This window comes from Acidisphaera sp. L21 (assembly GCF_009765685.1).
Classification (GTDB): domain Bacteria; phylum Pseudomonadota; class Alphaproteobacteria; order Acetobacterales; family Acetobacteraceae; genus LMUY01.
Genome location: NZ_LMUY01000155.1, coordinates 42,988 through 68,780 on the forward strand (window position 1 = coordinate 42,988; position 25,793 = coordinate 68,780).

Sequence of the window (25,793 nt, forward strand, 5' to 3'; positions counted from 1 at the left end):
CCGCTCTGCGCCAGCGCCGCCTGCGCCTTCTCGACGCTATGGGTGCGGAGGAGGGCGTTGCCAGCCTCGCTGTAGAACGGGCCTTTGTCATTGTAGATACTCTCGCACCGCCCCCAGCGAGAAGGATCGTCGCCGACCACGGCCTCCATGTATTCCGCCTGGTCCACCGCCATCAGCAGGGCGCGCCGTGTTGCCGGATTGTCGAAGGGCGGCTGCAGATGGTTCAGCCGCGCCTCCGCATAGGTGCCTTCCGACAGCCGCTGGCCCACCACGATGTCGGGCGCCGATTGCAGCATGCCCAGCAGATCATGCAGCGGATATTCCCAGTAATCCTGCTCCCCGGCGATCATCGCATTCGCCGACGTGGCACTGTCCGCGATCACCGTCCATTCCACCCGTTCGACATTGGCGCGCTTGCCGCCTGCCAACCCATCCACCGGCTGATTGCGTGGCTGGTATTGGCCGAACCGCGTCCATACGGCGCGCGAGCCCGGGTTCCACTCATCCGCCACGAAGCGGAACGGGCCCGAGCCCACGGGGTCCTTCACCTGCTCATACGGATCGGTCTTCGCAATCCGCTCCGGCATGACGAATAGCGGGTTCGGCGAGGATTTGCCCAACGCAAACGGCAGCAGCGGGAAGGCATTGCGCAGCCGGAACACGAATTGCGTATCGTCGACGGCCATGACCTCGTTGGTGGCCGTTTTCAGCATCTGGCCAAGCGTGTCGCGCGCCCACCACCGCTGGATGGAGGCCACGCAATCCTGCGCCCGCACCGGTTCATCATCATGGAAGCGCAACCCGGGCCGCAGCGTAAACCGCCAGGTCAGCCCGTCATCCTCGACCGTCCAACCAGCGACCATCTGCGGCCGCGGCGTGAACCCGGCATCGACGGCCAATAGCTGATCGTACACCATATAGCCGTGATTGCGCGTCACCACGGCGGAGGTCCAAACCGGGTCCAGGCTGGTCAAGTTCGCCTGCGGGATGACGCGCAGGGTGCGGCTGTCACCGGACGCAGCCAGGGCAGGGCGGCTTAGGCTGGCGCTCACGCTGGCCAGGCCGGCCATGAAAGGGCGTCGTCCGATCATCTGCAACTCCTCGATCAACGAAATACACACCCGATAAAGCCGGGTGCAGGACTGGACAGAACGGACTAGGATCGCCCGCGACCGCGCCTTGCCTGCAAATTGGCACAGTCGCGGCAAGACACGGAGCCCCAAGCAATGACCGACCCGACCAAAATGCCAACCGCGACGGCCGCCGCGGCCGCCATTGCCGCCGGCAAGCTCACCGCGCTGGATCTGGTGGAGACCTTCCTCGCCCGCGTCGCGGAACGCGAACCAGTGGTCCAGGCCTTCGCCGAACTGGATGCAGACGGCGCGCGCGAGGCTGCCCGCGCACTGGACGCCGCCGGGCATGGCGGACCGCTGCACGGCATTCCGCTGGGGTTCAAGGACATCATCGCCACCGCCGGGCTGGCGACCCGCTACAACTCGCCGATCTACGCCGACAACGTGCCGCAGCAAGATGCCAGCGTGGTCGCGCTCAGCCGGGTCGCGGGCGGGATCGTGCTGGGCAAGACCGTGACCTGCGAGTTCGCCAATCGCGCCCCCGGCCCCACCACCAACCCGCACGACAAGGCGCGCACGCCCGGCGGCTCGTCCTCCGGCTCGGCTGCTGCGGTAGCGGCGGGGATGGTGCCGTTGGCGCTGGGCACGCAGACCTCCGGCTCCGTCATCCGGCCGGCGTCGTTTTGCGGCGTGCACGGGTTCAAGGGCAGTTGGGGTGAGATCAGCTACGCTGGCACGAAGCTGACCTCCGGCACGCTGGACACGATCGGCATCTACGCCCGCTCGCTGCAGGATATCGCGCTATACCGCGCGGTGCTGACCGACACGCGTCCGATGAACCTGCAGCGCGGCAACGTGCCGGCGCCGCGGATCGGCGTGTACCGGACGCCATTCGCCTCCCAGGCCGGACCCGGCAGTTTTGAGGCGCTGGACGCCGTCGCCAACGCCGCGTCCAAGGCAGGTGCGCTGGTCGCCGATCGGTCACTTCCAGCGCATTTCGGCGCATTGAATGACGCCGTTCGCTGGATCTCCGCCTGGGAAGGAGCCCGCAGCTTGGCCTGGGAAAAAAGCTTTCATCGCGATCGCATCAGCCCCGACCTGCGCCTGGGCCGCATCCAGGACGGCGAGGCCTGCACGCACGAGGTCTACACCGCCAATTGCCGCCTGGCAGAGCGGTGCCGGCTGGAGTTCGACGCCGTGTTCGACGACATCGACATCCTGCTGACCCTCGCCTCCCCCGGCGAAGCCCCACTAGGCCTGAAGGAGACGGGCACCGCCGTGTTCAATGCCGCCTTCACGGCGCTGCACGTCCCCTGTGTCACCCTGCCGGGGCATACCGGACCGAATGGCATGCCGATCGGTGTGCAGGTGGTCGGCAAGCGCAGCACCGACCACCGCCTGCTGGAAATCGCGGCCTGGCTGGAACACGTCGCACTTTGACGGCAAACGCGCGGATTTCGCCGTAGAACCTCGGCCCGGTCCAGCATGGATGAACCACGCGTGCACGATGGCCGGGCGTCCCTGACGCTGGTGAATGCCATGCCCGAGATCGAACGGGCAGAGGCATGGCTGGAGGCAACCGGCGAGGAATTCACCGTGCCGTCGGAGGCTATCGCGCGGTTGCAGGTCGCGATGGACGAGGTGCTGACGAACATCATCTCCCACGGCCTCGCCGGTGTGTCGGAGGGCACACGGAATATTTGGCTGACTGTGACAGTTAATACGGCACGCATTGAACTGCGTGTAAGTGATGACGGTCCACCATTCGACCCGACCAGCGTCAGACCCGCGCTCTCGCAGGCTCGGATCGTGGCGCGCCAGATCGGTGGGGTCGGTCTGTTGTTCGTCCGATCGTTGGTGGACGAGCTGCAGTTCGCCCGGCACGGTGGCCGTAACGATCTTACGATGTCCAAAGGCTGGTTACCCCAGCCGATCGAAGGAGATTGCGCGTTGGAAATACTGGAAGCCGAGTCCGCTGGTGCGGCGATCGTTCACGTGGCCGGCAAGGTGAACAGCGTCAACGCGCCCGAACTGGGGCAGCGGCTGCAGCGCCTGCTGGACAAGGGCTACCGCTCCATGGTCGTCGACCTGGCGCAGTTGGACCACATGACCAGCGCCGGGTTCCGATCGCTGCTGCGGGTCGACAAGCAAGCCGGCGATCAGAATTGCAAGATGGTGCTGTGCGGCCTGCAAGGGCTGACGCTGGAGTTGTTCGAGGTTGGTGGCTTCCTGGACATGTTCTCCATCGCCGGGTCACGGGACGAGGCGCTGCGCCAAGCGGCCCTCTAGTGGTCGAACACCAGGTGCAGCTCCGCCACCCCGCCCGACTCCCGGCTGGTGACCCGGCTGGCCAGGCGGCCAAGCAGATAGCCGGCCATGCGGGCCGCCGCGTCGTCGTCTGCCAGCAACTCCGCCTTCGTGGGGCGCGTTTTCGATAGTGGCAGCTTGGTGCCATACCAACTGATCCTGGCATCCAGCTGCAACTCGTTGAACCCCAACGCCAGCCGGCTGGGACCCGTGGCCAACCCACCATCCACCAGCGTATCGAGGCATTCGGCGATCGGCCCCTGCGCCTGATCGATCACTTCGCGCCGGGCACCCCAGGCCGCGCCGGCCCGTTCGATGAACGTCGCGACCGTCTGATGCGGCAACCCGCCATCGGGGATGTCCAAGACAACCTGCTGCCGGATGCCGATGCGTAGGATTGGATTCAGCATGATTGCCACCAGTGCGGAGGCCAGCAACGGCGACGCGATCACCGGCGACATCCACAGCGGCAAGACCGCCCCTGCCCGGGTCAGCGCCGGGGTGGCGACGGCGAAGGCAAAGGCGATGCCCAGCGCGAACGTCTTGCGGTTATCCAGCAGGCGGGATGTCATGATCGACACGCCGCTGACCAGTAGCGAGCACGATAGATAGATCAGCGCCGCCCCCAGCACCGGCCGGGGAACGCCCAGCACCAACAGGGCGAATTTCGGAATGAACGCCAGCGCCAGAAATCCGACCGCCGCCGCGTAGCCGATCGACCGGCTGGTCGCCCGTGCTGTCGCCGTCAACCCGACGCTGGATCCGCTGGCGGCGACACCTGCCCCGCCGATCATTGCACCGATGATCGTGCCGATCCCGTCGGCCAATAACCCGCGCGACAACCCTTCCATATCCTGCCGCCGCCAGTCGGCATTGTTCAGCCGCTGCGCCGCGGTCAGCGCGCCGATCGTGTTGAGCGTGCCCGCAAGGCCGGTCACGATGGTTGGCAACACCAGATCCCATCCGAAGCTGGGGACTTCGAGCCTCAACGCAGGAAACCGGAGCACGGGCGCCATTGCCAACTGGTCCAGCGACACAGGGTCGACCAGCCCCAGTTGCAGACTGGCCACATAGCCGCAGGCCAGGCCGACGATGGCCCCAAGTGTACGCCACGGACCCTTGGCCCAGATGCTCAACGCCACCATCACCGTCAACGTGCCGGCAGCAACGCACAGGGAGGGTAACCAATCGATTCCGGCCTCGGCCGTGATGCCCCCGACCACGTCATCCATCCCGGTCTGCGCAATGCCGAGCCCGGTCACCAGCACGATCAGCCCGGATAATTCGGCCGGCAGCAGCCCACGCAGACGGCGGAGAAAGCGGGCCAGCACGATCTCGATCAAAGAGGATACGACCAACAGGCCGGTCACGGCTGGCAACCCACCCTCCCGCGCGGCGATGATGCAACCAGGCACGTAGCCGCTGGACGAGGTGGGGATCACCAGCAGCCCCGAGCCGATGGGTCCCAGCCGCCCAACCTGAAGCACAGTTGCAATCGCCAGCCCGACCATGGTGAGCGAGATCAGGTCCCGGGCCTGCCCGATGGGGAAGCCCGCCGCGCTGGCGATGACGACCGGGGACACGAGATAAATCGAGAGAATCGTAACGTGTTGCAGAGCCAGGGCAAGCAAGATGGGAACAGGGAGCCGATCCTCTGTTCCATAGATGATATTGTCCGGCTTGCTCATACGACGTCGATCTCCACGGCGATCCACATCCTTACTGCCGGTCGCGCCCATGTTGGTAAAGCCGCCCGGCACGCGATGATCGCCGCGAGTTCCTGATGCAGGATCGAATCGGATGCGATACGCTGGCGTATTGTTGGAGGGGTAGGCATTGCGATTCGGAAACCTGGCCGCTCTCGCCCTGGCCGCTCTGGCAATGATCTTGGCCGTGGCGAGTTCGAGCGTGGCGTGGTCCCAGGCCGATGAGGACCGCCAGATCGCCGACAGCCTTGCCGCCATGCTACGCGCCGGCCGCGCCGTCATATCCAGCAGCCAGGACCGCATCAACGACCCGGCGCTTGGGCCGAAGGGGCTGGACGGTGCGACCGTGCTGGCCCGTACGGTCGAAATCTACCAGCACACCACGGGGGTCGACCCGCGCAGCATCGACCCAGCATCCCGCGCCGGCCGGTTGCTGAATGACGAAATGCAGGCGATCAAATCGGTCATGGACGCGAACCAACTCTCCATCGATGCACAGGGCACCGGCTTCAAGGGCTTCATTCCCGCCGTGTTCTCCCGCCTGGTAGGGGAGGCATTTTCCCACATCGCCAATGGCGAGGCGGAGATGCGCGTGACAGCCCCGCCCGATCTGGTGCGCAACCGCAAATCCCGCCCGGATGCGTGGGAACTCGACATCATCAAAACCAAATTCCTGGCGCCGGGCTGGCCTGCCGGGCAATCGGTGGAAAGCCGGGCCGACCAAGGCGGCCACATGATATTCCGCATCGCCGTGCCGGAATATTATGTCGCCACCTGCCTGTCGTGCCATGGCAGCCCGAAGGGACAGACCGACATCACCGGCTACCCCATGGAAGGGGCGTCCCTGGGCGATCTAGGTGGCGTGATCAGCATTAAGCTGCTGCACTAGCATGGCGGGACGCGGCGGTTTGCTGAACCGTTGGTCGATCCAGGCGCGGCTGGTGCTGTTATCGATCACGCTGGTCGCGATGGTGGTCGGCACCAATCTATATCTAAGCCGCGCGTTGAACCGGGCCTCCGACGCAGCGCTGCAATCGGACCAACTGGTCACGCTGATCGGTGCAACGCGGGAGGTGCACGACGCCTTCGCCGGCCTGCGGTACTGGATGACGGACCTTGCCGTCAGCTTGCTGACCATGTCCGAACGCAATGCCGCCGAGGCCAGGCAGCGCCTGCAGGACCGCCTGGCCGCGTTGGCGGAACGGGAGCCGGAGGTTGCGGCCAAGGTTCGCGCCGAGGCCGGGGCGTTCGACGACGCGGCGCAGAAGGCCGTGGACGCCTACACCGCGGATCAGCGCATCGTCGGCAACTCGTTGGTCGCCGAGGCAAGGCTGCACGGGCAGCAAGTGGACGCGGAATTGGGCCGGCTGGAGGCTGATCTGGCCGTCCGGGCCCAGGCCGCCCGCGCCCTGGTCATCGAACGCAGTGCCACCGCGCGCGAGGTCTCATTGGTCGTGGTGGCCGCCGCCTTGGTGCTGGGCGTGCTGCTGACGGTGCTGGTGCTGCGATCCATATTGATACCTTTGCGCCGGCTGGTCACCGCCATCGAGGCCACGAGCCGCGGGGATCTGGATGCCCCCTTGCCGCCCAGCAGCGAGGATGAATTGGGGGCGATGACCCGCGCCATGGTGCTGTTTCGCGAAAGCCAGCGCGAACGCCAGCGCCTCGCGGCCGAAGCCGACTCGCAACGGCTGATTTTGGCTGACGCGATCGCCAGCATTCAGGAGGGATTCGTCCTGTACGACCCGGCGGACAAATTGGTCCTCCAGAACGCCACCTACCTCTCCCTCCACGAAGGCCTGGGGGCCGTCGCCGTGCCCGGCAAGACGTTCGAGCAAGTGCTGCGCGACGCCATCGCACTCGGCATCGTCGAAGGCATCGGCCATGATCCAGAAGCATGGATCGCCGGGCGGCTGCGACGGCGCAAGACGCAGAGCCCGGCCATGGAGCTCCGCTTCGGCCAACGCTGGGTGCGAATGACCGAACGGCGCACCCATGAGGGCGGCATCGTCGCGGTCTACACCGACATCACCGACATCAAGCAGCGCGAGGTGGAGTTGGAACGTGCGCGGGGCGAGGCCGAGCAGGCCAACCAGGTCAAGAGCGAATTTCTGGCCAATATGAGCCACGAATTGCGCACGCCGTTGAACGCCATCATCGGTTACAGCCAGATCCTTCAGGAGGATGCGGAGGATGAGGGAAACACCAGCGCCAGCGCCGACCTGAACAAGATCGAAAGTGCCGGCAACCATCTGCTGGGGCTGATCAACGACATCCTGGATCTGTCGAAGGTCGAGGCCGGCAAGATGGAGGTTTTTATCGAAACCATCGGCTTGCCGGCACTCATGGAAGATGTGCGGCTGATGGTGCAGCCTTTGGCTGCCAAGAACGGCAATGCGCTGCGCGTCACCTGCGCCGGCGACATCACCACCATGCAATGCGATGTGACCAAGGTGAAGCAATCGCTGTTGAACCTGCTGAGCAATGCCAGCAAATTCACCAAAGACGGTCGAGTTTCCGCCGATGTGCGACGCAACGATGCCGTGCCCGGCATGATTCAGTTCGTGGTGCGCGACACCGGTATCGGCATGACGGAGGCACAGCGGGCGCGGCTGTTCCAGGCCTTCAACCAGGCCGATACCTCGACCACGCGCAAATATGGCGGCACCGGGTTGGGCCTGGTCATCACCCGCAGCTTCGCCCGCATGCTGGGCGGCGACGTGACCGTTCAGAGCGTGCCGAATGAAGGATCCACCTTCACCCTGTCCCTGCCGGAGGCGCCGGCGCAGGACACCATCGTGCTAGCAGAAAAGACGCCGCCGGATGCCGAACCGGCGGGCGTGTCCTTGGCGGAGGCGTTGGCGACCATCCTGGTGACTGACGACGAAGCGACGTCCCGCCGTATCATCGGCGCGCATCTGGCGCGGGAAGGGTATCGCGTCATCTACGCGAGCTCCGGTGCCGAAGCGATCGAGGTGGCGCAACGCGATCGTCCGGATGCAATCACGCTCGATATCATGATGCCGCAAATGGACGGCTGGTCCGTTCTGCAATCGCTGAAGGCAGATCCGAATTTGGCGCCGATCCCGGTGGTTCTGGTGAGCATGACGGCAGATCGCGGGTTGGGATTTTCCCTCGGGGCTGCGGCCGTGCTCACCAAACCCGTGGACCGCGCCGAATTGGCTGCGGCGCTGCGGGAACACTGTGCCGCCGTGTCGCATCCGTCGATCTTGATCGTGGACGACGACCCGGCTGTCAGCCAATTGAGCGAGCGCACGGTCGAGCGCATGGGCCTGCGCGCCGCCATCGCCAACAATGGCCGCGAGGCGCTGGATTGGCTGGAGGCGAACCCGGCGCCGCAACTGATCCTGTTGGATTTGCTGATGCCGGTCATGGATGGATTCGAGTTCATGCGGCATTTGCGCGAACGGGAAAGCTGGCGGCGCATCCCCGTTCTGGTGCTGACGGCAAAGACCTTGACCGAAGCCGAACGAGAGGCGTTGGCCAGCATGACACAGCGCGTTATCGCCAAGGGCCAAAGCGGGCATTTGGGCCTGACTGAAGTTCTGCGCGATACACTGGCGACCACCGCGAGACAGACTGCCTGACCATGGCGCGCATTCTGCTGGTCGAAGATAACGAGATGAACCGCGACATGCTGTCCCGCCGCTTGCTGCGCAATGGGCACGAGGTGACGATCGCAATCGATGGCCAACAGGCGATCGACATGGCCCGCGCGCAGCAGCCCGACATCGTGCTGATGGATTTGAGCCTGCCGGTGATCGATGGCTGGGAGGCGACGCGGCAACTCCGCGCCAGCCCCGATACCGCCGGGCTACGCATCATCGCGCTGACCTCGCACGCAATGTCCGGCGATCGAGAGCGGGCGATACAGGCCGGGTGCGACGACTACGACACCAAGCCGTTGGACCTGCCGCGCCTGCTAGGCAAGATCGCGACCCAACTCGCGCGCTGAATTATAGGCGGCGCAGCGCCAGCACTGTCACATCGTCAGCGGCCGGCGTGCCGGCGGCAAAGATGCGCAGCCGGTCGGTCAGCGCGGTGGTGATCTGGTCCGGCATGGCGTCGCGCAAATCGGTCAGGTGCTGCATAATCCGGTGAGTGCCGTAAAGCTCACCATCCGGGTCGGCCATGTCGGACACGCCATCCGTCATCATCACGATGGCCTCGCCAACCGCGAGCGTCATTTCGTGATTGGCGTGGACGAGGCCCGGCCGGATGCCGAGTGGTGGATCCGGCCGGGTGACGATCTCGCGGACCGGTTCGCCCTTCGCCAAGCGACAGGGGCGGACATGCCCGGCATTCACGAAGCAAAGCCGCCCCGTTGCGCATTCGAAGAACCCGACCAGCAATGTGACGAACATGCCGGCTGGATTATTCTTGCACAGCTCTTCGTTCAACACGGCGGCCAGTTCGGATGGCGCGGGCGGCGCGCCCGTGGCAGCCGCGTGCTGCAGCGCCGAGGCACGCAGCAGACTGCGAGTACGGGCCATGAACAGGGCGGCTGGTACGCCCTTGTCCGACACGTCACCGATAGCGATGCACAACACGCCGGGTGCGGCGTCGAAACAATCATACAGGTCGCCGCCGATTTCGCGTGCCGGAAACATGACGGCGTGCACGACTGCCGGGTGTGCGGGATCGGGCGGCGGGAATGCGTCGGGGACCATGCTGAGTTGCTGCTGACGCGCCTCTGCCAACTCGTTCTCCAGGCGTAGCAATTGCCGCGCGACCTCGTCCCGCAGTCGCTTCTTCTCCAGCACCGTGCCCAGGCGTGCCCGCAACAGGGTTGGGTTGAAGGGTTTCGGGAGGTAATCCTCGGCGCCCAATTCGATGCAGCGCACCACGGTCTCAACCTCCGTCGCGGCGGAGATCATGATGACCGGCGTTTGGGCCACACGTGTGTCGGCTGCGATCGCCTCCAGCACCTGCACCCCGTTCATCCGTGGCATCATGACGTCCAGCAGCACGGCGTCGTACGGCGCGCCGGCCAGGGCCTGACGGGTGATGGCATCCAGCGCCTCCCGTCCATCGACGGCCATGTCGACGTCGGTGTGACCCAGCCGACGCAACCGGCGGGCAAGCACGTCACGATTATCGGGATTGTCATCGACAACCAACAGGCGGGCCATCGTGTTAATCGCCAAGAAAAGTCCCTTCCTCAAACCCGCTATGCACTGTTCCAGATCCGGTCAGTTATCGGCTGCACCAACTATCTTCAGCGTTTTGCGGGTTGCAAATAGAACGTTCCTCTGGCCGGCTAGTCTTGGTTGCTGCAACGATATGCCATGGGCCGTTCGATGTTCTAGGCCTAAACTGATAGCCAGCCCCGGCGGCGTCGCAACTAAATTGCGCTGGCCACGTTCAGGCCCGGCAAGCGTGGACTGGCGCACGCTATCAAAACTGCGCAAAAGGGCCGGAACACCGTGACATCGGGGCAATCCCGTGCTTTCTGGCCCATCTGCGCCACCATAAGGAACATCAGAATGAAGATAGCCGACCTGATTGATCATGTTGCCAGCACCGCTGGGGTCGAAAAGACCGTCGCTAAAAAGACGGTCGATGCCGTGTTCGCCGGCATCATCGAGGCCGCGAAGAAGGGTGACGAGGTTAATCTACCCGGCTTTGGCAAGTTCAAGGTCAAGGACGTGCCGGCACGTCAGGGCCGCAATCCTGCCACAGGCGCCACGATGGACATCGCAGCTTCGCGCAAGATGGCGTTCAGCCCGGCGAAGCAGGTTAAGGACGCTCTCGCTAGCTGATTGATTTGCTAAAGACACGATGCGGAGACTTGCCGTAAAGGCAAGTTCTCCACCTAAGCCGACAACAGGGATTAGCATCATGGCGCGCGTCGCCAAACCCACCCCCCCGAAGAAGCCGGCCGCGAAGGCCAAGCCAGCCGCCCGCGCCGCCACAACGAAGACGGCGACGAAACGCTCCGCGAAGATGGAGGCTGCAACGCCCGTCATCGCCGCCGCGAAAGCTCGCAAGTCTGCCCGCCCCGTCGCCGTCAAGCCGCCTGCCAAGGCTGCCAAGGCCCCGGCCGTCGCAAAGCGCGTTGCGGTGACCCCGGCCGTCAAGGTGAGCAAGGACGAGTTGCGCGCCCAGGTCGACAAGCTGGAACAGACGGTCGCGACCCTGCGCACGAAGGCCCGGGAGGCTACCAAGACTGCCAAGGCCGCTGCATCCCATATTGCGGAATTGGAAGCCAAGGTTGCCGATCTAGAGGCTGCTGCGGCGCCGAAAGCCAAGCCGCCGGTCGCTCGCAAGCCGAAGGCATCGAAGGCCAGCGCAGCCCCCGTGTGGGACGAGGCTGTTTCCGAGCCAGAAGGCCCAGAGGCGGACACTGCCGAGCCAGCCTCTGAAGACCATCTCGCCGAAGAATAGTCAGCTTTTATGGCGGCAAGGGCGGTGACCAATCTGGTCGCCGCCTTTTTTATTGTCCGGGCCACGCTTAGGTAAAAGCTATCTACTGCCCTGCTGGCATCTATCGGGAGACGCTGGTCAGGCCCGCAGCTTTCGCGTCGTGGACAGGGTGGAGCGGGCAGACACCGGCGGACGGCTTGGCATCAGGGTCACGCCCCGCTCGTCGGTCGCCACTTGTGCGCCCGGGTAGACTGCCATCGATAGTTCCAGCACCTTGCGGAAATATGCACGGAAATGATCCATTCGACGGCTGCCGCGGCCGAATTGGAGATGCAGGCTCTTCCAGGTGACCAGTTTAGGCTCGGACAGGCTGTGCAGGCGATAGGCGAGCCAGCAATAGACGTCGATGGCCAGGCTATTATTGGCGATCTGTTTAACCGCACTTTCCTCGACGGGCACCGGGTGGCGCTTCAGTTGATCGAAAAACAACTCGGACAGTTTGGCGGTCTCGATGAACAATGCGCCCTGAGCCGAGTCGTCTTCGACGAACATGGACGCGTCCAGCACGTTCTGGTTCACCAGCCCGGTGCGGCTGCCCTGTTTGATCTGGAATGACATCCGGCATCGGCTGATCCGCTCCGCCTGGTCGCGCACGGCCGCCATCGATGTGCCACCGACCGAGATGTCCAGTCGCTTCAGCCAGGCATGGAGGCTCTTACCCAGGGGAACCTCACGGCTGTTCGACTTTAGTGCTTCGGATTGCAAATATAGGAAAATCAGCCGGGCGCGGGAGCCGTAGGGAACGCCCACCGGAATGGCATCGCCAGTCGCCGTAGGGCGGAAGCCCGGTTGCACCATCAGCGACACGTGGTCGGTTCGCACTTGCCACACCGCGTCGTCGGCAATGCGCTTGTGCGGCAGGCTCGATTGCGCCCAGCCGCTATACAGGTAGCCGACCTCGCCGTCTTCGCTGCCCATGTAACCGGCGGCGGCGTCCACGATCTGGCGGTCTAGATCCATCTGCAGCACTTTGGGTTTGCCGTAGAGTTCCAGAAGCTTGTGCACCTCACCCATGTCGCCGGCTGCTTTCTACATCGATGGGCAGAAGATGACGGTGCCCGGCCATACTGTCATCCTGGCATCTATCGGGCATGCCTGCGTGGTCGGTCGTACCCACCATAGTCGCTAAGCTATTAGTCCTTATAGTAAGTCCCGACAGACTCCTGTTGATGAAGTTTCTAACCTACTGACGCTAAATGATTGTAAGGCCATAGCTTCCTTCAAAGGTCCCCGAAAGATGCCAGTCTCCGAACCCGGTACACGCCAGTTTGCCCCCCGAAAGATGCCAGCCGTTGATTATATGGCGATTTACCCGCAGCCGAGTCGGCGATCGCGGGCGGGAGGACGAGGCGATTTCCCGAATCGAGTGCCTCGCCTCCCGACAGATGCCAGTCTACGTCGCCAGGTGACGTCGGGTCAGCGCGTTTCACCGATGTCGCGGCTGGCCTGCAGCAGGTTGCTGCGTAGCCGGGGGGCGGCGAAGTCCAGGAACGCGCGCAGCTTGGCTGTGGCGGTGCGCCCCGGTGGCTGGACCAGGTGAACCGGCAGCGGCGGCACTTCATGACGCTGCAGCAGCACGATCAAGTGCCCGGCGGCCACCGCAGTTGCGGCCTGGTATGACATCACGCGGGTGATGCCATGCCCCGCGATGGCGGAATCGATTGCGGCGGCGGCGGAGTTGAGCATCAGGCGAGGGCGAAGCTGCACCGATAGCGCCGGCCTTTCGGCACGGTCCGAACCAGGCGCGAACCGCCAGGTGTCCGCATCCGCAGCGTTGTTTTCCACGATGCAGGCGTGTTCACGTAGCTCGGCCGGGCTGGATGGCGTGCCGTGCCGGGCGAGGTAGGTGGGGGCGGCGCACACGACGCGCCGGACCTCCCCCAGGCGAATGGCGAGCAATTCCGAGTCTGGCAGATGCGCCAGGCGAACGGCGAGTTCGATGCCTTCCTCCACCAGGTGGACCACGCGGTCCAGCAGCAAAAGCCGCGCCTGCACGGCCGGGTTGGCATCCAGGAACGCGTCCAGCACCGGGCGGACGTGCAATGTGCCGAACATCAGCGGCGCGGTCAGCGTCAGCAGCCCGGTCGGTTTCGTCTGCTCGGCTTCGGCGCCGCGCTCTGCGGTGTCCAATGTGTCCAGGACGTTGCGGCAGGTGGCGAGGTAGGTGTCACCGAACGGCGTGAGGTGCAGGGCGCGGGTGTTCCGGTGCAGCAACTGCATGCCCAGCCGCGCCTCCAGCAAGGCGACCGCCCGGGTAACCGATGCGGCGGAGTGGCCAAGGCGGCGCCCCGCGGCGGCAAGCGAGCCGTGATCCACCGTGGCGACGAAAGCCCGCATGGCGTCCAACCGATCCATCGTTGCAGATCCTGCAATCAACCCTTCTCAACTATGCGCATTACGCCTTCGGCTGCAACGCCCAATATGGCGTTGATGAGGAGGCTTCTATGCACCCAGTATTTCGTACTCAGGCTGTCGGCGACGTGAGCGTGTTCTATCGGGAGGCCGGGCCGGCCGATGCCCCAGTGTTGCTGTTGCTGCATGGTTTCCCGACCGCAAGCCACATGTTCCGCGACCTGATCCCGCTGCTGGCGGACCGCTATCGCGTTATTGCGCCGGATTTGCCGGGATTCGGCAACACCGTCGCGCCGGCGCGCGGTGCGTTCACCTACAGCTTCGACTCCCTGGCGGAGGTGATAGCCGGGTTCGTCGATGCGCTGGGGCTCTCCCGCTACGCGCTGTATATTTTCGATTACGGCGCGCCTGTGGGGCTGCGACTGGCGCTACGGTATCCGGAGCGGGTCAGCGCCATCATCAGCCAGAACGGCAATGCGTATATGGAGGGATTCTCCGACGCTTGGGGACCCTGGCAGACCTATTGGCGGGAGCCGACGGGCGAGCATCGGGAGGCCGTGCGCGTGTCGTTGGCGCCGGACACGATCCGCGACTGGCAGTATTTCAATGGGGCGGATCGCAACCTGGTGTCGCCGGATGGATACACGCTGGATATCGCGTACATGGCGCGACCGGGTGCCGAGGAGATCCAGTTGGACCTGATCCTGGATTATCGCAGCAACCCGGAGCGCTACCCCGATTTCCAGGCCTATTTCCGCAAACATCAGCCGCCTTTGCTGGCGGCATGGGGCAAGAACGATGCGCACTTCCTGCCGGCCGGGGCCGAGGCATACCGGCGGGATTTGCCCAATGCGGAGATACATCTGCTGGACACCGGTCATTTCGCATTGGAAACCCATGCGACGGACATCGCCGTGTTGATCCAGCGGTTTTTGCAAAGACACGGCATCTAGCGGGGGAGCTACGGTCATGGCGGACATCGAAACCTACGACATCGTCGTCTTTGGCGGCGGTAAGGCAGGCAAGACGCTTGCCATGGACCAGGCGAAGGCTGGCAAGCGGGTGGCGATGGTGGAACGAGGGCTGATCGGCGGCTCCTGTATCAATATCGCCTGCATCCCGACCAAGGCCCTGGTGCGCAGCGCCCAGGTCGCGGCGACGGTTGCGAGGGCGTCGGAGTTTGGCGTGCATACCGGGGAGGTTCGCATCGATATGCGGCAAGTCGCGTCCCGCACGGCGGGCGTGGTGGCCGGTATGGTCGAATACCACCAGCACGCCTTCGAGGCGAGCGGGCTGCATCTGATCCTGGGTTGGGGCCGCTTCGTTGAGCCCCGGGTGATCGAGGTTGCGACGCGTGAGGGGGTGCGCCGGGTGACAGGCGAACGCATCTACCTCAACCTCGGCACGAAGGCCGCGATCCCGGCGATACCTGGGTTGCGGGCGGCGTCACCGATGACCCATGTGGAGGCGCTGCTGCTGGACGTGCTGCCATCCACTCTGCTGGTGATCGGCGGCGGTTATATCGGGATGGAGATGGCGCAGGCGTTTGCGCATCTGGGTAGCAAGGTCGTGGTGATCGAAGGGGGACCGCATCTGGCGGCGCGCGAAGATGACGACGTGGCCGAGGCGATCCAGGATCTATTCATCGCCGACGGGATCGAGTTGGCGTTGAACGCGCGGGTGGCCATGGTGACAGGGCGCTCCGGCGATCGTGTGACGGTGGCAATGGAGGACGGGCGCAGCTTCACCGGCTCCCATGTGTTGGTGGCGGCGGGGCGTGAACCGATGACGCGCGATATTGGGTTGCACATCGCCGGCGTTGCGGTGAACGCACGCGGGTTCATTGCGGTGGATCCGTATTTGCAGACGAGTGCGCCGGGTATCTGGGCGATGGGGGAGGTCGCGGGCAGCCCGATGTTTACGCATGTGGCGCTGGACGATTATCGGGTGGCCAAAAGCGGCATCGTTGGCGGATCGCGCAGTACGACGGATCGCCTGATTCCATACAGCGTGTTCATCGACCCGGAATTTGCCCGGGTGGGAATGAGCGAGCAGGAGGCCAAGCAGCGAGGCATATCCTATCGCCTGGCAAAGTTGCCGATGGATATGATCCCGCGGGCCCGCACGCTGTCGGAGCGGAAGGGGTTCATGAAGGCGCTTGTGGCAGCGGATAGCGATCGCATTCTGGGTTTCGGGATGCTGGGCGCGCAGGCTGGGGAGGTGATGGCCGTGGTGCAGATGGCCATGTTGGGCCAGTTGCCGTTCACCGCATTGCGGGACGGTATTCTGGCCCATCCGACCTTGGCCGAGGGGCTGAACATGTTGTTCGCGGGGATTGGGCCCAGGTCGTCGTCGCGGTGAGGAGGTTCCTATGTTGGATGACGATGTCGTATCGCCCTGGCATGACGGTGAATTGGCATTGCAACGGCACGAGGGCGTTGCCGAGGCCATGGACCGGGTTGGGCGGCGCGCGATCCGCCCGGCATTGACCGAGCAGCATCGCCTGTTCTACCCGCTGCTGCCGTTCGTCGTGCTGGGAAGCGTGGACGGGGCGGATAACCCGTGGGCCACGCTGCGGGCGGCGCCGCGTGGATTTTTGAGTGCGCCGGACGCCAGCCAGTTGCATGCCGCGATCCCCGCCCAGCCCGATGACCCGGCGGAACCGGGGCTGTCGGACGGCAAAGCGGTCGGGCTGTTGGGCATCGACCTGACCACCCGGCGGCGCAACCGGCTGAACGGCGTGGTGCGGCGTAGCGATTCCACCGGGTTCGACATCGAGGTCCGCCAGGCCTTCGGCAACTGCCCGAAATACATTCAGGGGCGGCAGCCCCGCTTCGCCCATGCTACGGCGTCACCCCCGACTTATCTGGATCGGCTGGACGGAGCCGCGATCCAAATCGTGATCGAGGCGGATACGTTCTTCGTCGCCAGCTACGCGGATCTGCCCGGGGGGGAGCGCCAGGTCGATGTATCCCATCGCGGCGGCCGGCCGGGTTTCGTCCGCGTCGATCCGGACGGGACGCTCACCATCCCGGATTTCTCGGGGAACCGGTTCTTCTCCACGTTGGGCAATATGCTGCTGACGGGGAAGGCCGGGCTGGTGTTCGTGGAGTTCACCACCGGGGAGTTGCTGCAGATGACGGGGGACGCGGCGCTGGTTCTGGACGGGCCGGACGTGGCGGGGTTCGAAGGCGCGGAGCGCTTGTGGCGGTTCCACCCGCGCCAGATCGTGCGCCGCCCCGGTGCGATGTCAATGCGTTGGAGCTTCGCCAATGACTGGTCGCCCAGCACCGTGCTGACGGGCACGTGGCCGGCTCAGGCGTAGGGCAGGCCTACGCGCTCGCGTAGCGGCTGGGTGGGCGGGGAACGCCGAGATGCTCGCGAAGTGTCCGGCCCGTGTAGGCGGTGCGGAACAGGCCGCGCCGTTGCAACTCGGGCACGACGTGCTCGATGAATTCCTGCAGGCCTTGCAATTGGTAGGGCGGGATGAGGATGAAGCCGTCGCATGCCTCGCCAAGGAACCAGGCCTCCATGTCGTCGGCGATCATCTGCGTGGTGCCGACCAGCGTGCGGTGCTTGATCGACGCGGCCAGGCGTTGCGCGGTCTGCCGGATGGTGAGGTTGCCGCGCTTGGCAAACTCCGTAATAGCGCGCTGGTGGCCCTGGATTCCGTTGGAGGGCGGAAGTTCCGGAAACAGGTCATCCGGATCGTATTGGGTGATGTCCAGGCCGATCCCGCCGGTGATGCCCTGGATCGCGATCTCCAGCGGCCACATCTTGCTGATGGCGTCGAACTTGTCCTCCGCCTCCGCCATGGTGCTGCCCCAGATGATGGAAACGCCGGGTAGGATTTTCACATCGTCCCGCTGACGGCCGGCCCGTTCGGCACGGCCCTTGATGTCGGCGAAGAAGGCCTGCGAATCGTTCATGAACTGCGCGGCACAGAAGATCACGTCGGCCGTCTCGGCCCCCAATTGCCGCCCCGGTTCCGATGCGCCGGCTTGGGCAATTACGGGATGGCCCTGTGGCGGCCGGGCCATTCGCAGAGGGCCGCGCACCTGGAAATATTTGCCCTGAAAATTCACGGCGTGCAGTTTGTCGGGGTCGAAGAAAACGCCAGATTCCTTGTCCCGGCGGAACGCATCGTCGTCGAAGCTGTCCCATAGGCCGGTGACCACATCGTAGAATTCCCGCGCGCGGGCATAGCGCTCGGCATGGGGCGGGATGGGGCGGCCGAAATTCGGCGCTTCGTTGACGTTGTTGGAGGTGACCAGGTTCCAGCCCGCCCGTCCCGCGCTGAGGTGGTCCAGCGAGCCGACCAGCCGGGCCAGATTGTAGGGTTCGTAGTAGGTGGAGCTGGCGGTGAACATCAGGCCGATCCGCTCGGTCCGGGCGGCCAGTGCGGTCATCAGGGTGATCGGTTCGAAGGCGGTGCTGCTGGACATGCGCTTCAGCATGTCCATCTCGCTGGGTGGCCGCGCCTGGCTGCTCTCATCGGCCATGAAGATCGCGTCGAGCAGCCCGCGCTCGGCGGTGCGGGCGTATTCCGTCTGATAGGCGAGGCTGAAATCCATGGTGGAATCGACCGCCGGGTGTCGCCAGGACTGGCCGTACATGCCTCCGTAATTGAAGGCGGCCAAATGGATCTGACGCTCACTCGACTTCGACACCCCGGTTTTCCTTCCAAATGGCCCGTCACTCGCGGGGCGAGGTTGCGCCGGGAAAGCGGGCTTGGGAAGTACTACTGCCCTGCCGCCCCGTCGACGTAGCCCATCGGCGCGCCCTAGGGTCCGCCTCGTTGCTGTGGCGGAGCCTGTGATGTCCCTGAGATGGTCCTGGTTCGCGATGTGGCTGGCGACGCTGGATGCGGTGCAAGCGCAGGGCGGCCTGACGTATCCGCCGCGGCTGCGCTAGCGATGGCGCGCAAGGCAAAATCCGTCCCCGGGTTCGACGCGTTTCCGGCAGACAAGGCCTATCGGCTGTTGGAGGCGGGGCCGATCGTGCTGGTGACGACGGTGGATGGCGACCGGCCGAACGTGATGACCATGGGATTCCACATGGTCGTGCAGCATGCCCCGCCGCTGATCGGCTGCGTGATCGGGCCATGGGACCATAGTCATGCGGCGCTTACCGCGACGGGGGAGTGTGTCATCGCCATCCCTACGGTCGATATGGCGGCGACCATGGTGGATATCGGCAATTGTTCAGGCGGGGAGGTCGATAAGTTCAAGCGGTTCGGCTTGACCGTCCTGCCCGCGCAGAGCGTAACGGCGCCGCTGATCGGCGAATGCCTGGCCAACCTCGAATGCCGGGTGGCGGATGATGCGCTGGCCGGCAAATATAATCTGTTCATCCTGGAGGTGGTGCGGATCTGGATCAACCGCGACCGCAAGGAGCGCCGGACGCTGCATCATAACGGCGACGGCACGTTTACCGTGGATGGCAGGGTGATCGATCTGCGGGAGCGGATGGTGCTTTGGAAGCAGTTTCAGGATTGAGGGTTCATTGCATTTCACCCGTGCCGCAATTTCCGGGCCGGCCGGGCCAGGCCCATGGTTTCGCGCAGCGTGCCGCCCGCGTATTCCGTGCGGAAGATGCCCCGGCGCTGAAGTTCTGGCACCACCAGTTCGACGAAATCGTTCAGCGAGCGGGGTACCACGGGCATATCGACGTTGAAGCCGTCGCAGGCTTGGCCGCGATACCAATCCTCCATCTGGTCGGCGATTTGCACCGGATTGCCCTTGAACAGCACGTGGCCGAGCGACGGCACCACACGCTCGTAGGTTTGGCGAATGGTGAGGTTCTCGGTCTCCGCCAACTCGGCGATGGATTTGCGGTAGCTGGCGACGCCTTCCACCTCGCCGGACAGGTCGGGCAACGGGCCATCCAGCGGGTAGCCCGATAGATCCATGCGGCAGTATTTCGACAGGTAGGCGACGCCTAACTCCGGCAAGATCAGTTCCTGCAGTTCGCGATACTGCTCGTCTGCTTCCGCCTCGCTGCGGCCGACGTAGATGGTCACGCCGGGCATGATCTTCAGCTGGCCCGGGTCGCGGCCGAATTTCGGCATGCGGCCCTTCAGGTCGGCGTAGAAGGCCTGCGCCTCGGCCTTGGTGAAGGCGACGGAGAAGATGGCTTCACCGTGCTCGGCAGCAAGTTCGCGCCCTTCCTCGGACTGGCCGGCGGTGCATAGGACGGGGCAGCCCTGGATGGGGCGGGCAATGTTGAGGGGGCCCTGGACGGAGAAGTGTTTGCCGACATGGTCCAGCCGCTGCACCTTTGCCGGGTCCAGGAAGCGCCCCGTGGCTTTGTCCTCGATGAACGCGTCTTCCGCCCAGCTCTCCCACCGGCCCTTGCAGATCTCGCCGAATTCGCGGGCGCGTGCGGAGCGCTCGGCGCGGGGGACGTGGGTGGCGCGGCCGAAATTGACGGAATCGCCGGGGTAGGAGCCGGTGACGATGTTCCAGCAGGCCCGGCCCCCGCTGAGATGGTCCAGCGAGGCGAAGCGGCGGGCGAGGAGGTAGGGCTCGTCATAGGTGGTGGTGGCGGTGGCAAATAGGCCGATATGGCTGGTGTGCTGCGACAGGGCGGCCAGCAGGGTCAGCGGCTCGAACGCGGCGGGACGGTCGGACCGGCTGGTGGCGGCGAACAGGATGGGGTCGTCCATCTGGCGCACGGCGTTGCCATCGGCCAGGAACAGCATGTCGAACTTGCCGCGCTCGGCCGTTTTGGCGATGTGGATGGCGTTGGGCAGGCTCATCGTCGTGGCGGACCAGGCGTCGCGGTGGCGCCACCCGGCAAGGTGGCTGCCCAGGCCGATCAGGCTCGTCATCAGGTGCATCATCGCGGCCTGCCCTTCCCCGTGGTTGCTGCGGTGCAGCGGAACGGGACGCTAGTGCAGGATCGTGGCGGGTGGAACCTTTGATGAAAGTTCTGCGGCGCATTGGATTGTGGCTGCCGCGCCCCAAATTCACCTGGCCACATTGCATTCCTTCGGAGACCGCCGATGACCGAGCAAGCCGACTACACCCCGCCCGAGGTGTGGACGTGGAACAAGGAGAATGGCGGCCGTTTCGCCTCCATCAACCGGCCAATCGCCGGGCCTACGCATGAGAAGGCGCTGCCAGTCGGCCGCCATTCACTGCAGCTGTATTCGCTGGCCACGCCCAATGGCGTAAAGGTGACGGTGATGCTGGAGGAGCTGCTGGCGCTCGGCCACGCTGGGGCGGAGTATGACGCCTGGTTGATCCGCATCGGCGACGGCGACCAGTTCGGCAGCGGCTTCGTGGGGGTGAACCCCAACTCCAAGATCCCGGCGCTGCTGGATCGCAGCGGGCCCAAGCCGATCCGCGTGTTCGAGTCCGGGTCGATCCTGGTGTACCTGGCGGAGAAGTTCGGCGCATTCCTGCCGACCGAGCCGGCGGCCCGGGCGGAATGCCTGTCCTGGCTGTTCTGGCAGATGGGCAGCGGGCCGTATCTGGGCGGCGGTTTCGGCCATTTCTACGCCTACGCCCCGTTCAAGAGCGAATACGCGATCGACCGGTTTGCCATGGAGGTGAAGCGCCAACTCGACGTGCTGGACCGCCGGCTGGGGGAGACGACCTATTTGGGGGGTGACGAATACACCATCGCCGACATGGCGGTCTGGCCCTGGTATGGCGCCCTGGCGATGGGCAACCTGTATGGTGAGTCGGCGAAATTCCTGCAGGTGACCGAGTACAAGAACGTGATGCGTTGGACCGACGCGATCGGCGCCCGCCCGGCGGTGCAGCGCGGCCGCATGGTCAATCGGGTGAATGGCGCGCCGTCCAGCCAATTGCACGAACGGCACGATGCCGGTGATTTCGTGACCAAGACCCAGGACAAGCTCGCCCCCGCCGGCTGAACCCGCTCTGCCCTCGCACGGGGGCAGAGTTTCGCTTGATAAACGGAGGATGCCTCCGTATAGTCATGCAATGGCGGATGGCATCCTGGGGTATGATGCCATGCGGCCTGTGTTGCTCGATGCCGGCGCGCGGAATGTTGCTGCCTGCCTCTTCGTATTATTCGCTCTTTCGGAGCATGTCATGACCTTACCACTCAGCCTCACCGTCAACGGTGTCGAACGCCATTTGGAGTTGGATGACCCTCGCGTCACCCTGCTGGACCTGCTGCGAGAGCGGCTGGACCTGACGGGCACCAAGAAGGGCTGCGACCGGGGCCAATGCGGCGCCTGCACCGTGCTGGTCGATGGCCGCCGGATGAATTCGTGTCTGGCGCTGGCGGTCAGCCACGATGGCGCCAACATCCTCACGATCGAGGGCGTGGCGCATGGCAACACGCTGCACCCTGTGCAGGCGGCCTTCATCGCGCATGACGGGTTTCAATGCGGCTTCTGTACGCCCGGCCAGATTATGAGTGCGATCGGGATGATCGCGGAGGGCCAGGTCGGCAGCGATCCGGAGCGGGTGCGCGAAAGCATGAGCGGCAATCTCTGTCGCTGCGGGGCCTATGCCGGCATTACCGAGGCCGTGCTGGAGGCCCAAAAAGCGCTGGATGCTGCCAACCGAAAGCAAGTGGCATGAACAATTTCGAATATTTGCGGCCCACCACCATTCCGGAGGCGGTCGCCGCCGCGTCCGTTCCGGGAGCCGCTTATCTGGCTGCCGGCACCAACCTGGTCGATCTGATGAAGGGCGGCGTCGTGCGCCCCAGCCGGTTGGTGGATGTCGGCCGGCTGCCGGGCCTGACCGATATCGAGCACCTGCCGGATGGCGGTTTGCGCATCGGCGCATTGATCCGCAACGCGGAATTGGCCCATGACGAGGGCTTTGCCCGGCGCTTCCCATCGGTGGCGGAGGCGCTGTTGTCCGGCGCCTCGGGCCAGTTGCGCAACGCTGCGACAGTGGGCGGCAACCTGCTGCAGCGGACGCGGTGCGCCTATTTCTACGACACCGCCAGCGCCTGCAACAAACGCGACCCCGGCGCGGGCTGCGACGCGGTCGGTGGCGAGACGCGGACGCATGCCGTGCTCGGCTGGAGCCCGAGTTGCATCGCCACCCATCCGTCCGATTTCTGCGTCCCGCTGGTGGCAATGGACGCAGTGGTGGAAGTCGAGGGCAGCAATGGGCGCCGCGACGTGACGCTGGAGGATTTCCATCGCCTGCCCGGCACCTCGCCGGAGCAGGAGAGCGTGCTGGAACCCGGCGAGCTGATCGTGGCGGTGCGCCTGCCGCCATCGGCGGCCGAGTTCGCCAGCCATGCCCGTTACCTGAAGGTTCGTGACCGCACGTCCTATGCGTTTGCCGTCGTGTCGGCGGCAGCGGCCCTGCGCATGGAAGGCGGGCGTATCGCCGAGGCACGGATCGCCCTGGGCGGCGTTGCGCTGAAGCCGTGGCGTGCCCGTGCGGCGGAGGCGGTGCTGGTGGGCGCCTTGCCCGACCCGGCGCTGTTCCGCGGCGCGGCGGGGGTGGCGTTGGTAGATGCCAAACCCTCGGGCGATAACGAGTTCAAGATCGAACTCGCCCGGCGCATCGTCACCCGGGCGCTGATCCTGGCGGCGGCCGGCACGCCGTCGCGGATGCCCGCTTTGCCCGCCTCCCCATTTGCGGCGCCAGATGGAGCAAGCCAGCATGGTTGAGATGACATCGATCCAGGGCCAGACGCATACCCGCCAAGGGTCCAGCATCGGCCAGCCGTTGACCCGGATGGACGGCGTGCTGAAGGTGACGGGGGCGGCGCGCTATGCCGCGGACCATCACCCGGCGGGGATGCTGTACGCCGTCATGGCGGTGAGCAGCATCGCCCGCGGTCGTGTCGCCAGCCTGGATGTTGCGGCGGCGATGGCACACCCGGGCGTGGTGCAGGTGATGACGCCGGGCAACGCGCCCAAGCTGGCGGAGGACCCGGACGCCAAGACCAACCCGTTCATGTTCCGCATGGACCTGCTGCAGAATGACGGGGTGCGCTATCCGAACCAGCCGATTGCAGTGGTGATTGCCGATACGCTGGAATCCGCCACCGAAGGCGCCGCGTTGCTGGCCCCCGCATATGTGACGGAGCCGGCGCGGGTGGGGCTGGACGGGAATGCCAGTTTCGCGCCGCCCGCGGTCGGCGTTGGTAACCCGGCGGAGATGCACCGTGGTGACGTGGATGCCGGGCTCAAAGGCGCGGCGTTGCGGATGGACGCGACCTACGAGACGCCGGCGCAATACCATAACCCGATGGAGCCGCATGCGATCGTGGCGACCTGGGATGGCGACACTCTATCGATCGACACGCCCAGCCAGGGCTTGGCCATGGCGCAGGGCCGGCTTGCCGGTCTGTTCGGGATTGCGCCGGAGGGCATTCACATCCGCAGCCCGTTCCTGGGCGGCGGGTTCGGCTGCAAGGGGTTGCTCTCCGGCCCGCAGGTGCTGGGGGTGATGGCCGCCAGGCTGGTCGATCGCCCCGTGAAACTGGTGTTGCGACGGGAGCAGATGTACGGCCCGGTCGGCCATCGGGCGCCGACACGGCAGACGGTGCGGTTGGGTGCGGCCAGCGACGGTGCGCTGACGGCTGTGTCCCACCACGCCAAAACGGCCTCCAGCACGTTCGACGACTTCTTCGAACCGGCTGCCGACACGGCGCATACCGTCTACGCCAGCCCGGCCATCGCCACCTCGCATGAGGCGGTTCGCCTGGACACGGGCACCCCGCTATTCATGCGCGCGCCTGGCGAGGCGACCGGCAGCATCGCGATGGAAAGCGCCATCGACGAGATGGCGCATGCCTGCGGGATGGACCCGTTGGCCTTCCGACTGAAGAACTACTCGGACGTAGAGCCGATCTCCGGCAAGCCATTCTCGTCCAAGGCATTGCGCGAGTGTTATGCCCAGGGTGCGGCGCGGTTCGGCTGGGCCACTCGCCCGTTGGCACCGCGGCAGATGCGGGACGAGGCCGGATTGTTGGTGGGTTGGGGCATGGGCACTGCGACCTTCCCCGCGCTGATGTTCCAGGGCCACGCGCGCGCGGTGCTCCGCAGCGACGGCACTGGGGTGATGGAGACCGGGGCCCACGACATGGGCCAGGGTGCGTGGACCGCGCTGGCGCAAATCGCGGCCGACGGGTTGGGGTTGGAGCAGGACCAGGTGGAGTTCCGCGCCGGGTCATCCGACCTGCCGGATGCGGGGATTGCCGGCGGGTCTGCGCACACGGCGACGGCTGGCATGGCGATCCATGGTGCCGGGGCCGACGTAATCGCCAAGCTGGCCGATCTGGCGATGGACGACCAACGTTCGCCGCTGTTCGGCGCGGGCAATACCGGGGTGATCGCGCGCAGTGGCCGCCTGCACCGCCGCGATGACGAGGGCCGCAGCGAGAGCTATGGCGACATCCTGGCGCGTGCCGGGCTGACGGAGATCGAGGGGCGCGGCGCCAGCGCCTCCGACCCGGCGGCCCAATCCGCCTACGCCATGCATGCCCATGGCGCGGTGTTTGCGGAAGTGAAGGTCGATCCGGAGTTTGGCCAGATCCGGGTGACGCGCCTGGTGGGGGCGTTTGCGGCGGGCAAGATCATCAATCCGCGCATGGTGCAGAGCCAATATTACGGCGGGATGATCTGGGGCGTGTCCTTCGCGTTGCACGAGGAGGCACTGACGGATCGCCGGTCCGGCAGGATCATGAACCAGAACCTGGCGGAGTATCATGTGCCGGTGAACGCCGACATACCCTCCGTCGAGGCGATTTTGGTGGAGGAGCATGATCCGCACGTCAACGCCTTGGGAATCAAGGGTGTGGGCGAGATCGGGATTACCGGCACGGCTGGCGCTATCGCGAACGCCGTCTGGCATGCGACGGGCATCCGGGTGCGGGAGTTTCCGATCACGCTGGACCGTTTGATGGGGTAGCGGGCGCGATTAAGGCCACGGCCATTTGGCGAGGTAACTGC

Annotated in this window: 22 protein-coding genes; 15 read left to right on the plus strand and 7 right to left on the minus strand. The window is 65.2% G+C overall.

From position 1 onward, the window contains the following. Positions 1-1,091: ABC transporter substrate-binding protein (locus tag GSQ76_RS30075; RefSeq protein ID WP_158747757.1), on the minus strand; the 1,091-nt coding region annotated here is incomplete at its 3' end. A gap of 135 nt (positions 1,092-1,226) precedes the next feature. Here GSQ76_RS30075 and GSQ76_RS30080 point away from each other — a divergent pair. Both GSQ76_RS30080 and GSQ76_RS30085 read left to right on the plus strand, forming a co-directional pair. Next, positions 1,227-2,513, plus strand: a complete 1,287-nt coding sequence (locus GSQ76_RS30080) for an amidase (protein WP_158747758.1) — start codon at positions 1,227-1,229, stop codon at positions 2,511-2,513. 45 nt (positions 2,514-2,558) lie between these two features. Continuing rightward, positions 2,559-3,362 carry an anti-sigma factor antagonist gene (locus GSQ76_RS30085; RefSeq protein ID WP_158747759.1) on the plus strand — a complete coding sequence of 268 codons (804 nt, stop codon included), beginning with the start codon at positions 2,559-2,561 and terminating at the stop codon, positions 3,360-3,362. Here the strand turns inward: GSQ76_RS30085 and GSQ76_RS30090 are convergent. After that, entirely contained in the window at positions 3,359-5,119 is a 1,761-nt protein-coding gene (locus tag GSQ76_RS30090; protein ID WP_335904946.1) for a solute carrier family 23 protein, read from the minus strand. The genes GSQ76_RS30085 and GSQ76_RS30090 overlap by 4 nt on opposite strands. 97 nt (positions 5,120-5,216) lie before the next feature. Between GSQ76_RS30090 and GSQ76_RS30095 the strand changes: the two genes are divergently transcribed. The 3 genes from GSQ76_RS30095 to GSQ76_RS30105 are packed head-to-tail and all read left to right on the plus strand — an operon-like array spanning position 5,217 to position 9,062. Further along, a complete protein-coding gene (locus tag GSQ76_RS30095; RefSeq protein WP_216851364.1) occupies positions 5,217-5,975 on the plus strand; it encodes a DUF3365 domain-containing protein in 759 nt (252 codons plus the stop codon). Position 5,976: 1 nt separating this feature from the next. Beyond that, complete coding sequence (locus GSQ76_RS30100; protein ID WP_158747761.1) at positions 5,977-8,694, plus strand: response regulator; 2,718 nt, start codon at positions 5,977-5,979, stop codon at positions 8,692-8,694. Between the two features lie 2 nt (positions 8,695-8,696). Beyond that, positions 8,697-9,062, plus strand: coding sequence for a response regulator (locus GSQ76_RS30105; RefSeq protein WP_158747762.1), 366 nt, complete (start codon positions 8,697-8,699; stop codon positions 9,060-9,062). 1 nt (position 9,063) lies between these two features. On the opposite strand, the gene GSQ76_RS30110 is transcribed toward GSQ76_RS30105, so the two are convergent. Then, a complete protein-coding gene (locus tag GSQ76_RS30110) occupies positions 9,064-10,254 on the minus strand; it encodes a PP2C family protein-serine/threonine phosphatase (RefSeq protein ID WP_158747763.1) in 1,191 nt (396 codons plus the stop codon). A 339-nt stretch (positions 10,255-10,593) separates the two neighbouring features. Here GSQ76_RS30110 and GSQ76_RS30115 point away from each other — a divergent pair, with 339 nt between their 5' ends. After that, positions 10,594-10,869, plus strand: coding sequence for an HU family DNA-binding protein (locus GSQ76_RS30115; protein ID WP_158747764.1), 276 nt, complete (start codon positions 10,594-10,596; stop codon positions 10,867-10,869). 79 nt (positions 10,870-10,948) lie between these two features. After that, complete coding sequence (locus GSQ76_RS30120; RefSeq protein WP_158747765.1) at positions 10,949-11,494, plus strand: hypothetical protein; 546 nt, start codon at positions 10,949-10,951, stop codon at positions 11,492-11,494. 117 nt (positions 11,495-11,611) lie between these two features. Here the strand turns inward: GSQ76_RS30120 and GSQ76_RS30125 are convergent, their stop codons facing one another. Together GSQ76_RS30125 and GSQ76_RS30130 are read right to left on the minus strand one after the other, a co-directional pair. Then, complete coding sequence (locus GSQ76_RS30125; protein ID WP_158747766.1) at positions 11,612-12,547, minus strand: replication protein RepA; 936 nt, start codon at positions 12,545-12,547, stop codon at positions 11,612-11,614. 402 nt (positions 12,548-12,949) lie between these two features. Then, the gene (locus tag GSQ76_RS30130; RefSeq protein WP_158747767.1) at positions 12,950-13,888 is read right to left on the minus strand and encodes a LysR family transcriptional regulator; all 939 of its coding nucleotides are present in this window, start codon (positions 13,886-13,888) and stop codon (positions 12,950-12,952) included. 89 nt (positions 13,889-13,977) lie between these two features. On the opposite strand from GSQ76_RS30130, the gene GSQ76_RS30135 reads away from it, so the two are divergent. Genes GSQ76_RS30135 through GSQ76_RS30145 form a run of 3 tightly spaced genes read left to right on the plus strand, consistent with a single transcriptional unit; the run spans position 13,978 to position 17,210 of the window. Next, positions 13,978-14,838, plus strand: coding sequence for an alpha/beta fold hydrolase (locus GSQ76_RS30135; protein WP_158747768.1), 861 nt, complete (start codon positions 13,978-13,980; stop codon positions 14,836-14,838). Positions 14,839-14,854: 16 nt separating this feature from the next. Further along, entirely contained in the window at positions 14,855-16,246 is a 1,392-nt protein-coding gene (locus GSQ76_RS30140; protein ID WP_158747769.1) for an NAD(P)/FAD-dependent oxidoreductase, read from the plus strand. 10 nt (positions 16,247-16,256) lie between these two features. Further along, positions 16,257-17,210, plus strand: a complete 954-nt coding sequence (locus GSQ76_RS30145; RefSeq protein WP_158747770.1) for a pyridoxamine 5'-phosphate oxidase family protein — start codon at positions 16,257-16,259, stop codon at positions 17,208-17,210. Positions 17,211-17,217: 7 nt separating this feature from the next. Here the strand turns inward: GSQ76_RS30145 and GSQ76_RS30150 are convergent, their stop codons facing one another. Then, a complete protein-coding gene (locus tag GSQ76_RS30150) occupies positions 17,218-18,555 on the minus strand; it encodes an LLM class flavin-dependent oxidoreductase (RefSeq protein WP_254070720.1) in 1,338 nt (445 codons plus the stop codon). Positions 18,556-18,801: 246 nt separating this feature from the next. Between GSQ76_RS30150 and GSQ76_RS30155 the strand changes: the two genes are divergently transcribed. After that, entirely contained in the window at positions 18,802-19,383 is a 582-nt protein-coding gene (locus tag GSQ76_RS30155; RefSeq protein ID WP_158747771.1) for a flavin reductase family protein, read from the plus strand. A 14-nt stretch (positions 19,384-19,397) separates the two neighbouring features. Here GSQ76_RS30155 and GSQ76_RS30160 read toward each other — a convergent pair whose 3' ends face one another. After that, positions 19,398-20,717 (minus strand): LLM class flavin-dependent oxidoreductase, encoded by a 1,320-nt coding sequence (locus tag GSQ76_RS30160; protein WP_254070721.1) that lies wholly within the window; start codon positions 20,715-20,717, stop codon positions 19,398-19,400. Between the two features lie 174 nt (positions 20,718-20,891). On the opposite strand from GSQ76_RS30160, the gene yghU reads away from it, so the two are divergent. The 4 genes from yghU (at position 20,892) to GSQ76_RS30180 (ending at position 25,752) form a co-directional block, all read left to right on the plus strand. Further along, a complete protein-coding gene (yghU, locus tag GSQ76_RS30165) occupies positions 20,892-21,770 on the plus strand; it encodes a glutathione-dependent disulfide-bond oxidoreductase (protein ID WP_158747773.1) in 879 nt (292 codons plus the stop codon). 181 nt (positions 21,771-21,951) lie between these two features. Next, positions 21,952-22,449 carry a (2Fe-2S)-binding protein gene (locus GSQ76_RS30170; protein WP_158747774.1) on the plus strand — a complete coding sequence of 166 codons (498 nt, stop codon included), beginning with the start codon at positions 21,952-21,954 and terminating at the stop codon, positions 22,447-22,449. Then, positions 22,446-23,504 carry a xanthine dehydrogenase family protein subunit M gene (locus tag GSQ76_RS30175; RefSeq protein WP_158747775.1) on the plus strand — a complete coding sequence of 353 codons (1,059 nt, stop codon included), beginning with the start codon at positions 22,446-22,448 and terminating at the stop codon, positions 23,502-23,504. Before GSQ76_RS30170 ends, GSQ76_RS30175 begins: the two co-directional genes overlap by 4 nt. Continuing rightward, positions 23,497-25,752 carry a xanthine dehydrogenase family protein molybdopterin-binding subunit gene (locus GSQ76_RS30180; protein WP_158747776.1) on the plus strand — a complete coding sequence of 752 codons (2,256 nt, stop codon included), beginning with the start codon at positions 23,497-23,499 and terminating at the stop codon, positions 25,750-25,752. Before GSQ76_RS30175 ends, GSQ76_RS30180 begins: the two co-directional genes overlap by 8 nt. The last annotated feature ends 41 nt before the right edge of the window (positions 25,753-25,793 follow it).

What these genes read in the sequence shown, in the direction of transcription:
- GSQ76_RS30130 (WP_158747767.1), bottom strand. Translation starts at nt 13,888, where the DNA reads ATGGATCGGTTGGACGCCATGCGGGCTTTCGTCGCCACGGTGGATCAC.
- GSQ76_RS30090 (WP_335904946.1), bottom strand. Translation starts at nt 5,119, where the DNA reads ATGGGCGCGACCGGCAGTAAGGATGTGGATCGCCGTGGAGATCGACGT.
- GSQ76_RS30105 (WP_158747762.1), top strand. Translation starts at nt 8,697, where the DNA reads ATGGCGCGCATTCTGCTGGTCGAAGATAACGAGATGAACCGCGACATG.
- GSQ76_RS30135 (WP_158747768.1), top strand. Translation starts at nt 13,978, where the DNA reads ATGCACCCAGTATTTCGTACTCAGGCTGTCGGCGACGTGAGCGTGTTC.
- GSQ76_RS30155 (WP_158747771.1), top strand. Translation starts at nt 18,802, where the DNA reads ATGGCGCGCAAGGCAAAATCCGTCCCCGGGTTCGACGCGTTTCCGGCA.
- GSQ76_RS30170 (WP_158747774.1), top strand. Translation starts at nt 21,952, where the DNA reads ATGACCTTACCACTCAGCCTCACCGTCAACGGTGTCGAACGCCATTTG.
- GSQ76_RS30100 (WP_158747761.1), top strand. Translation starts at nt 5,977, where the DNA reads ATGGCGGGACGCGGCGGTTTGCTGAACCGTTGGTCGATCCAGGCGCGG.
- GSQ76_RS30120 (WP_158747765.1), top strand. Translation starts at nt 10,949, where the DNA reads ATGGCGCGCGTCGCCAAACCCACCCCCCCGAAGAAGCCGGCCGCGAAG.
- GSQ76_RS30080 (WP_158747758.1), top strand. Translation starts at nt 1,227, where the DNA reads ATGACCGACCCGACCAAAATGCCAACCGCGACGGCCGCCGCGGCCGCC.
- GSQ76_RS30180 (WP_158747776.1), top strand. Translation starts at nt 23,497, where the DNA reads ATGGTTGAGATGACATCGATCCAGGGCCAGACGCATACCCGCCAAGGG.
- GSQ76_RS30085 (WP_158747759.1), top strand. Translation starts at nt 2,559, where the DNA reads ATGGATGAACCACGCGTGCACGATGGCCGGGCGTCCCTGACGCTGGTG.
- GSQ76_RS30140 (WP_158747769.1), top strand. Translation starts at nt 14,855, where the DNA reads ATGGCGGACATCGAAACCTACGACATCGTCGTCTTTGGCGGCGGTAAG.
- GSQ76_RS30160 (WP_254070721.1), bottom strand. Translation starts at nt 20,717, where the DNA reads ATGACGAGCCTGATCGGCCTGGGCAGCCACCTTGCCGGGTGGCGCCAC.
- GSQ76_RS30175 (WP_158747775.1), top strand. Translation starts at nt 22,446, where the DNA reads ATGAACAATTTCGAATATTTGCGGCCCACCACCATTCCGGAGGCGGTC.
- GSQ76_RS30145 (WP_158747770.1), top strand. Translation starts at nt 16,257, where the DNA reads ATGTTGGATGACGATGTCGTATCGCCCTGGCATGACGGTGAATTGGCA.
- yghU (WP_158747773.1), top strand. Translation starts at nt 20,892, where the DNA reads ATGACCGAGCAAGCCGACTACACCCCGCCCGAGGTGTGGACGTGGAAC.
- GSQ76_RS30115 (WP_158747764.1), top strand. Translation starts at nt 10,594, where the DNA reads ATGAAGATAGCCGACCTGATTGATCATGTTGCCAGCACCGCTGGGGTC.
- GSQ76_RS30125 (WP_158747766.1), bottom strand. Translation starts at nt 12,547, where the DNA reads ATGGGTGAGGTGCACAAGCTTCTGGAACTCTACGGCAAACCCAAAGTG.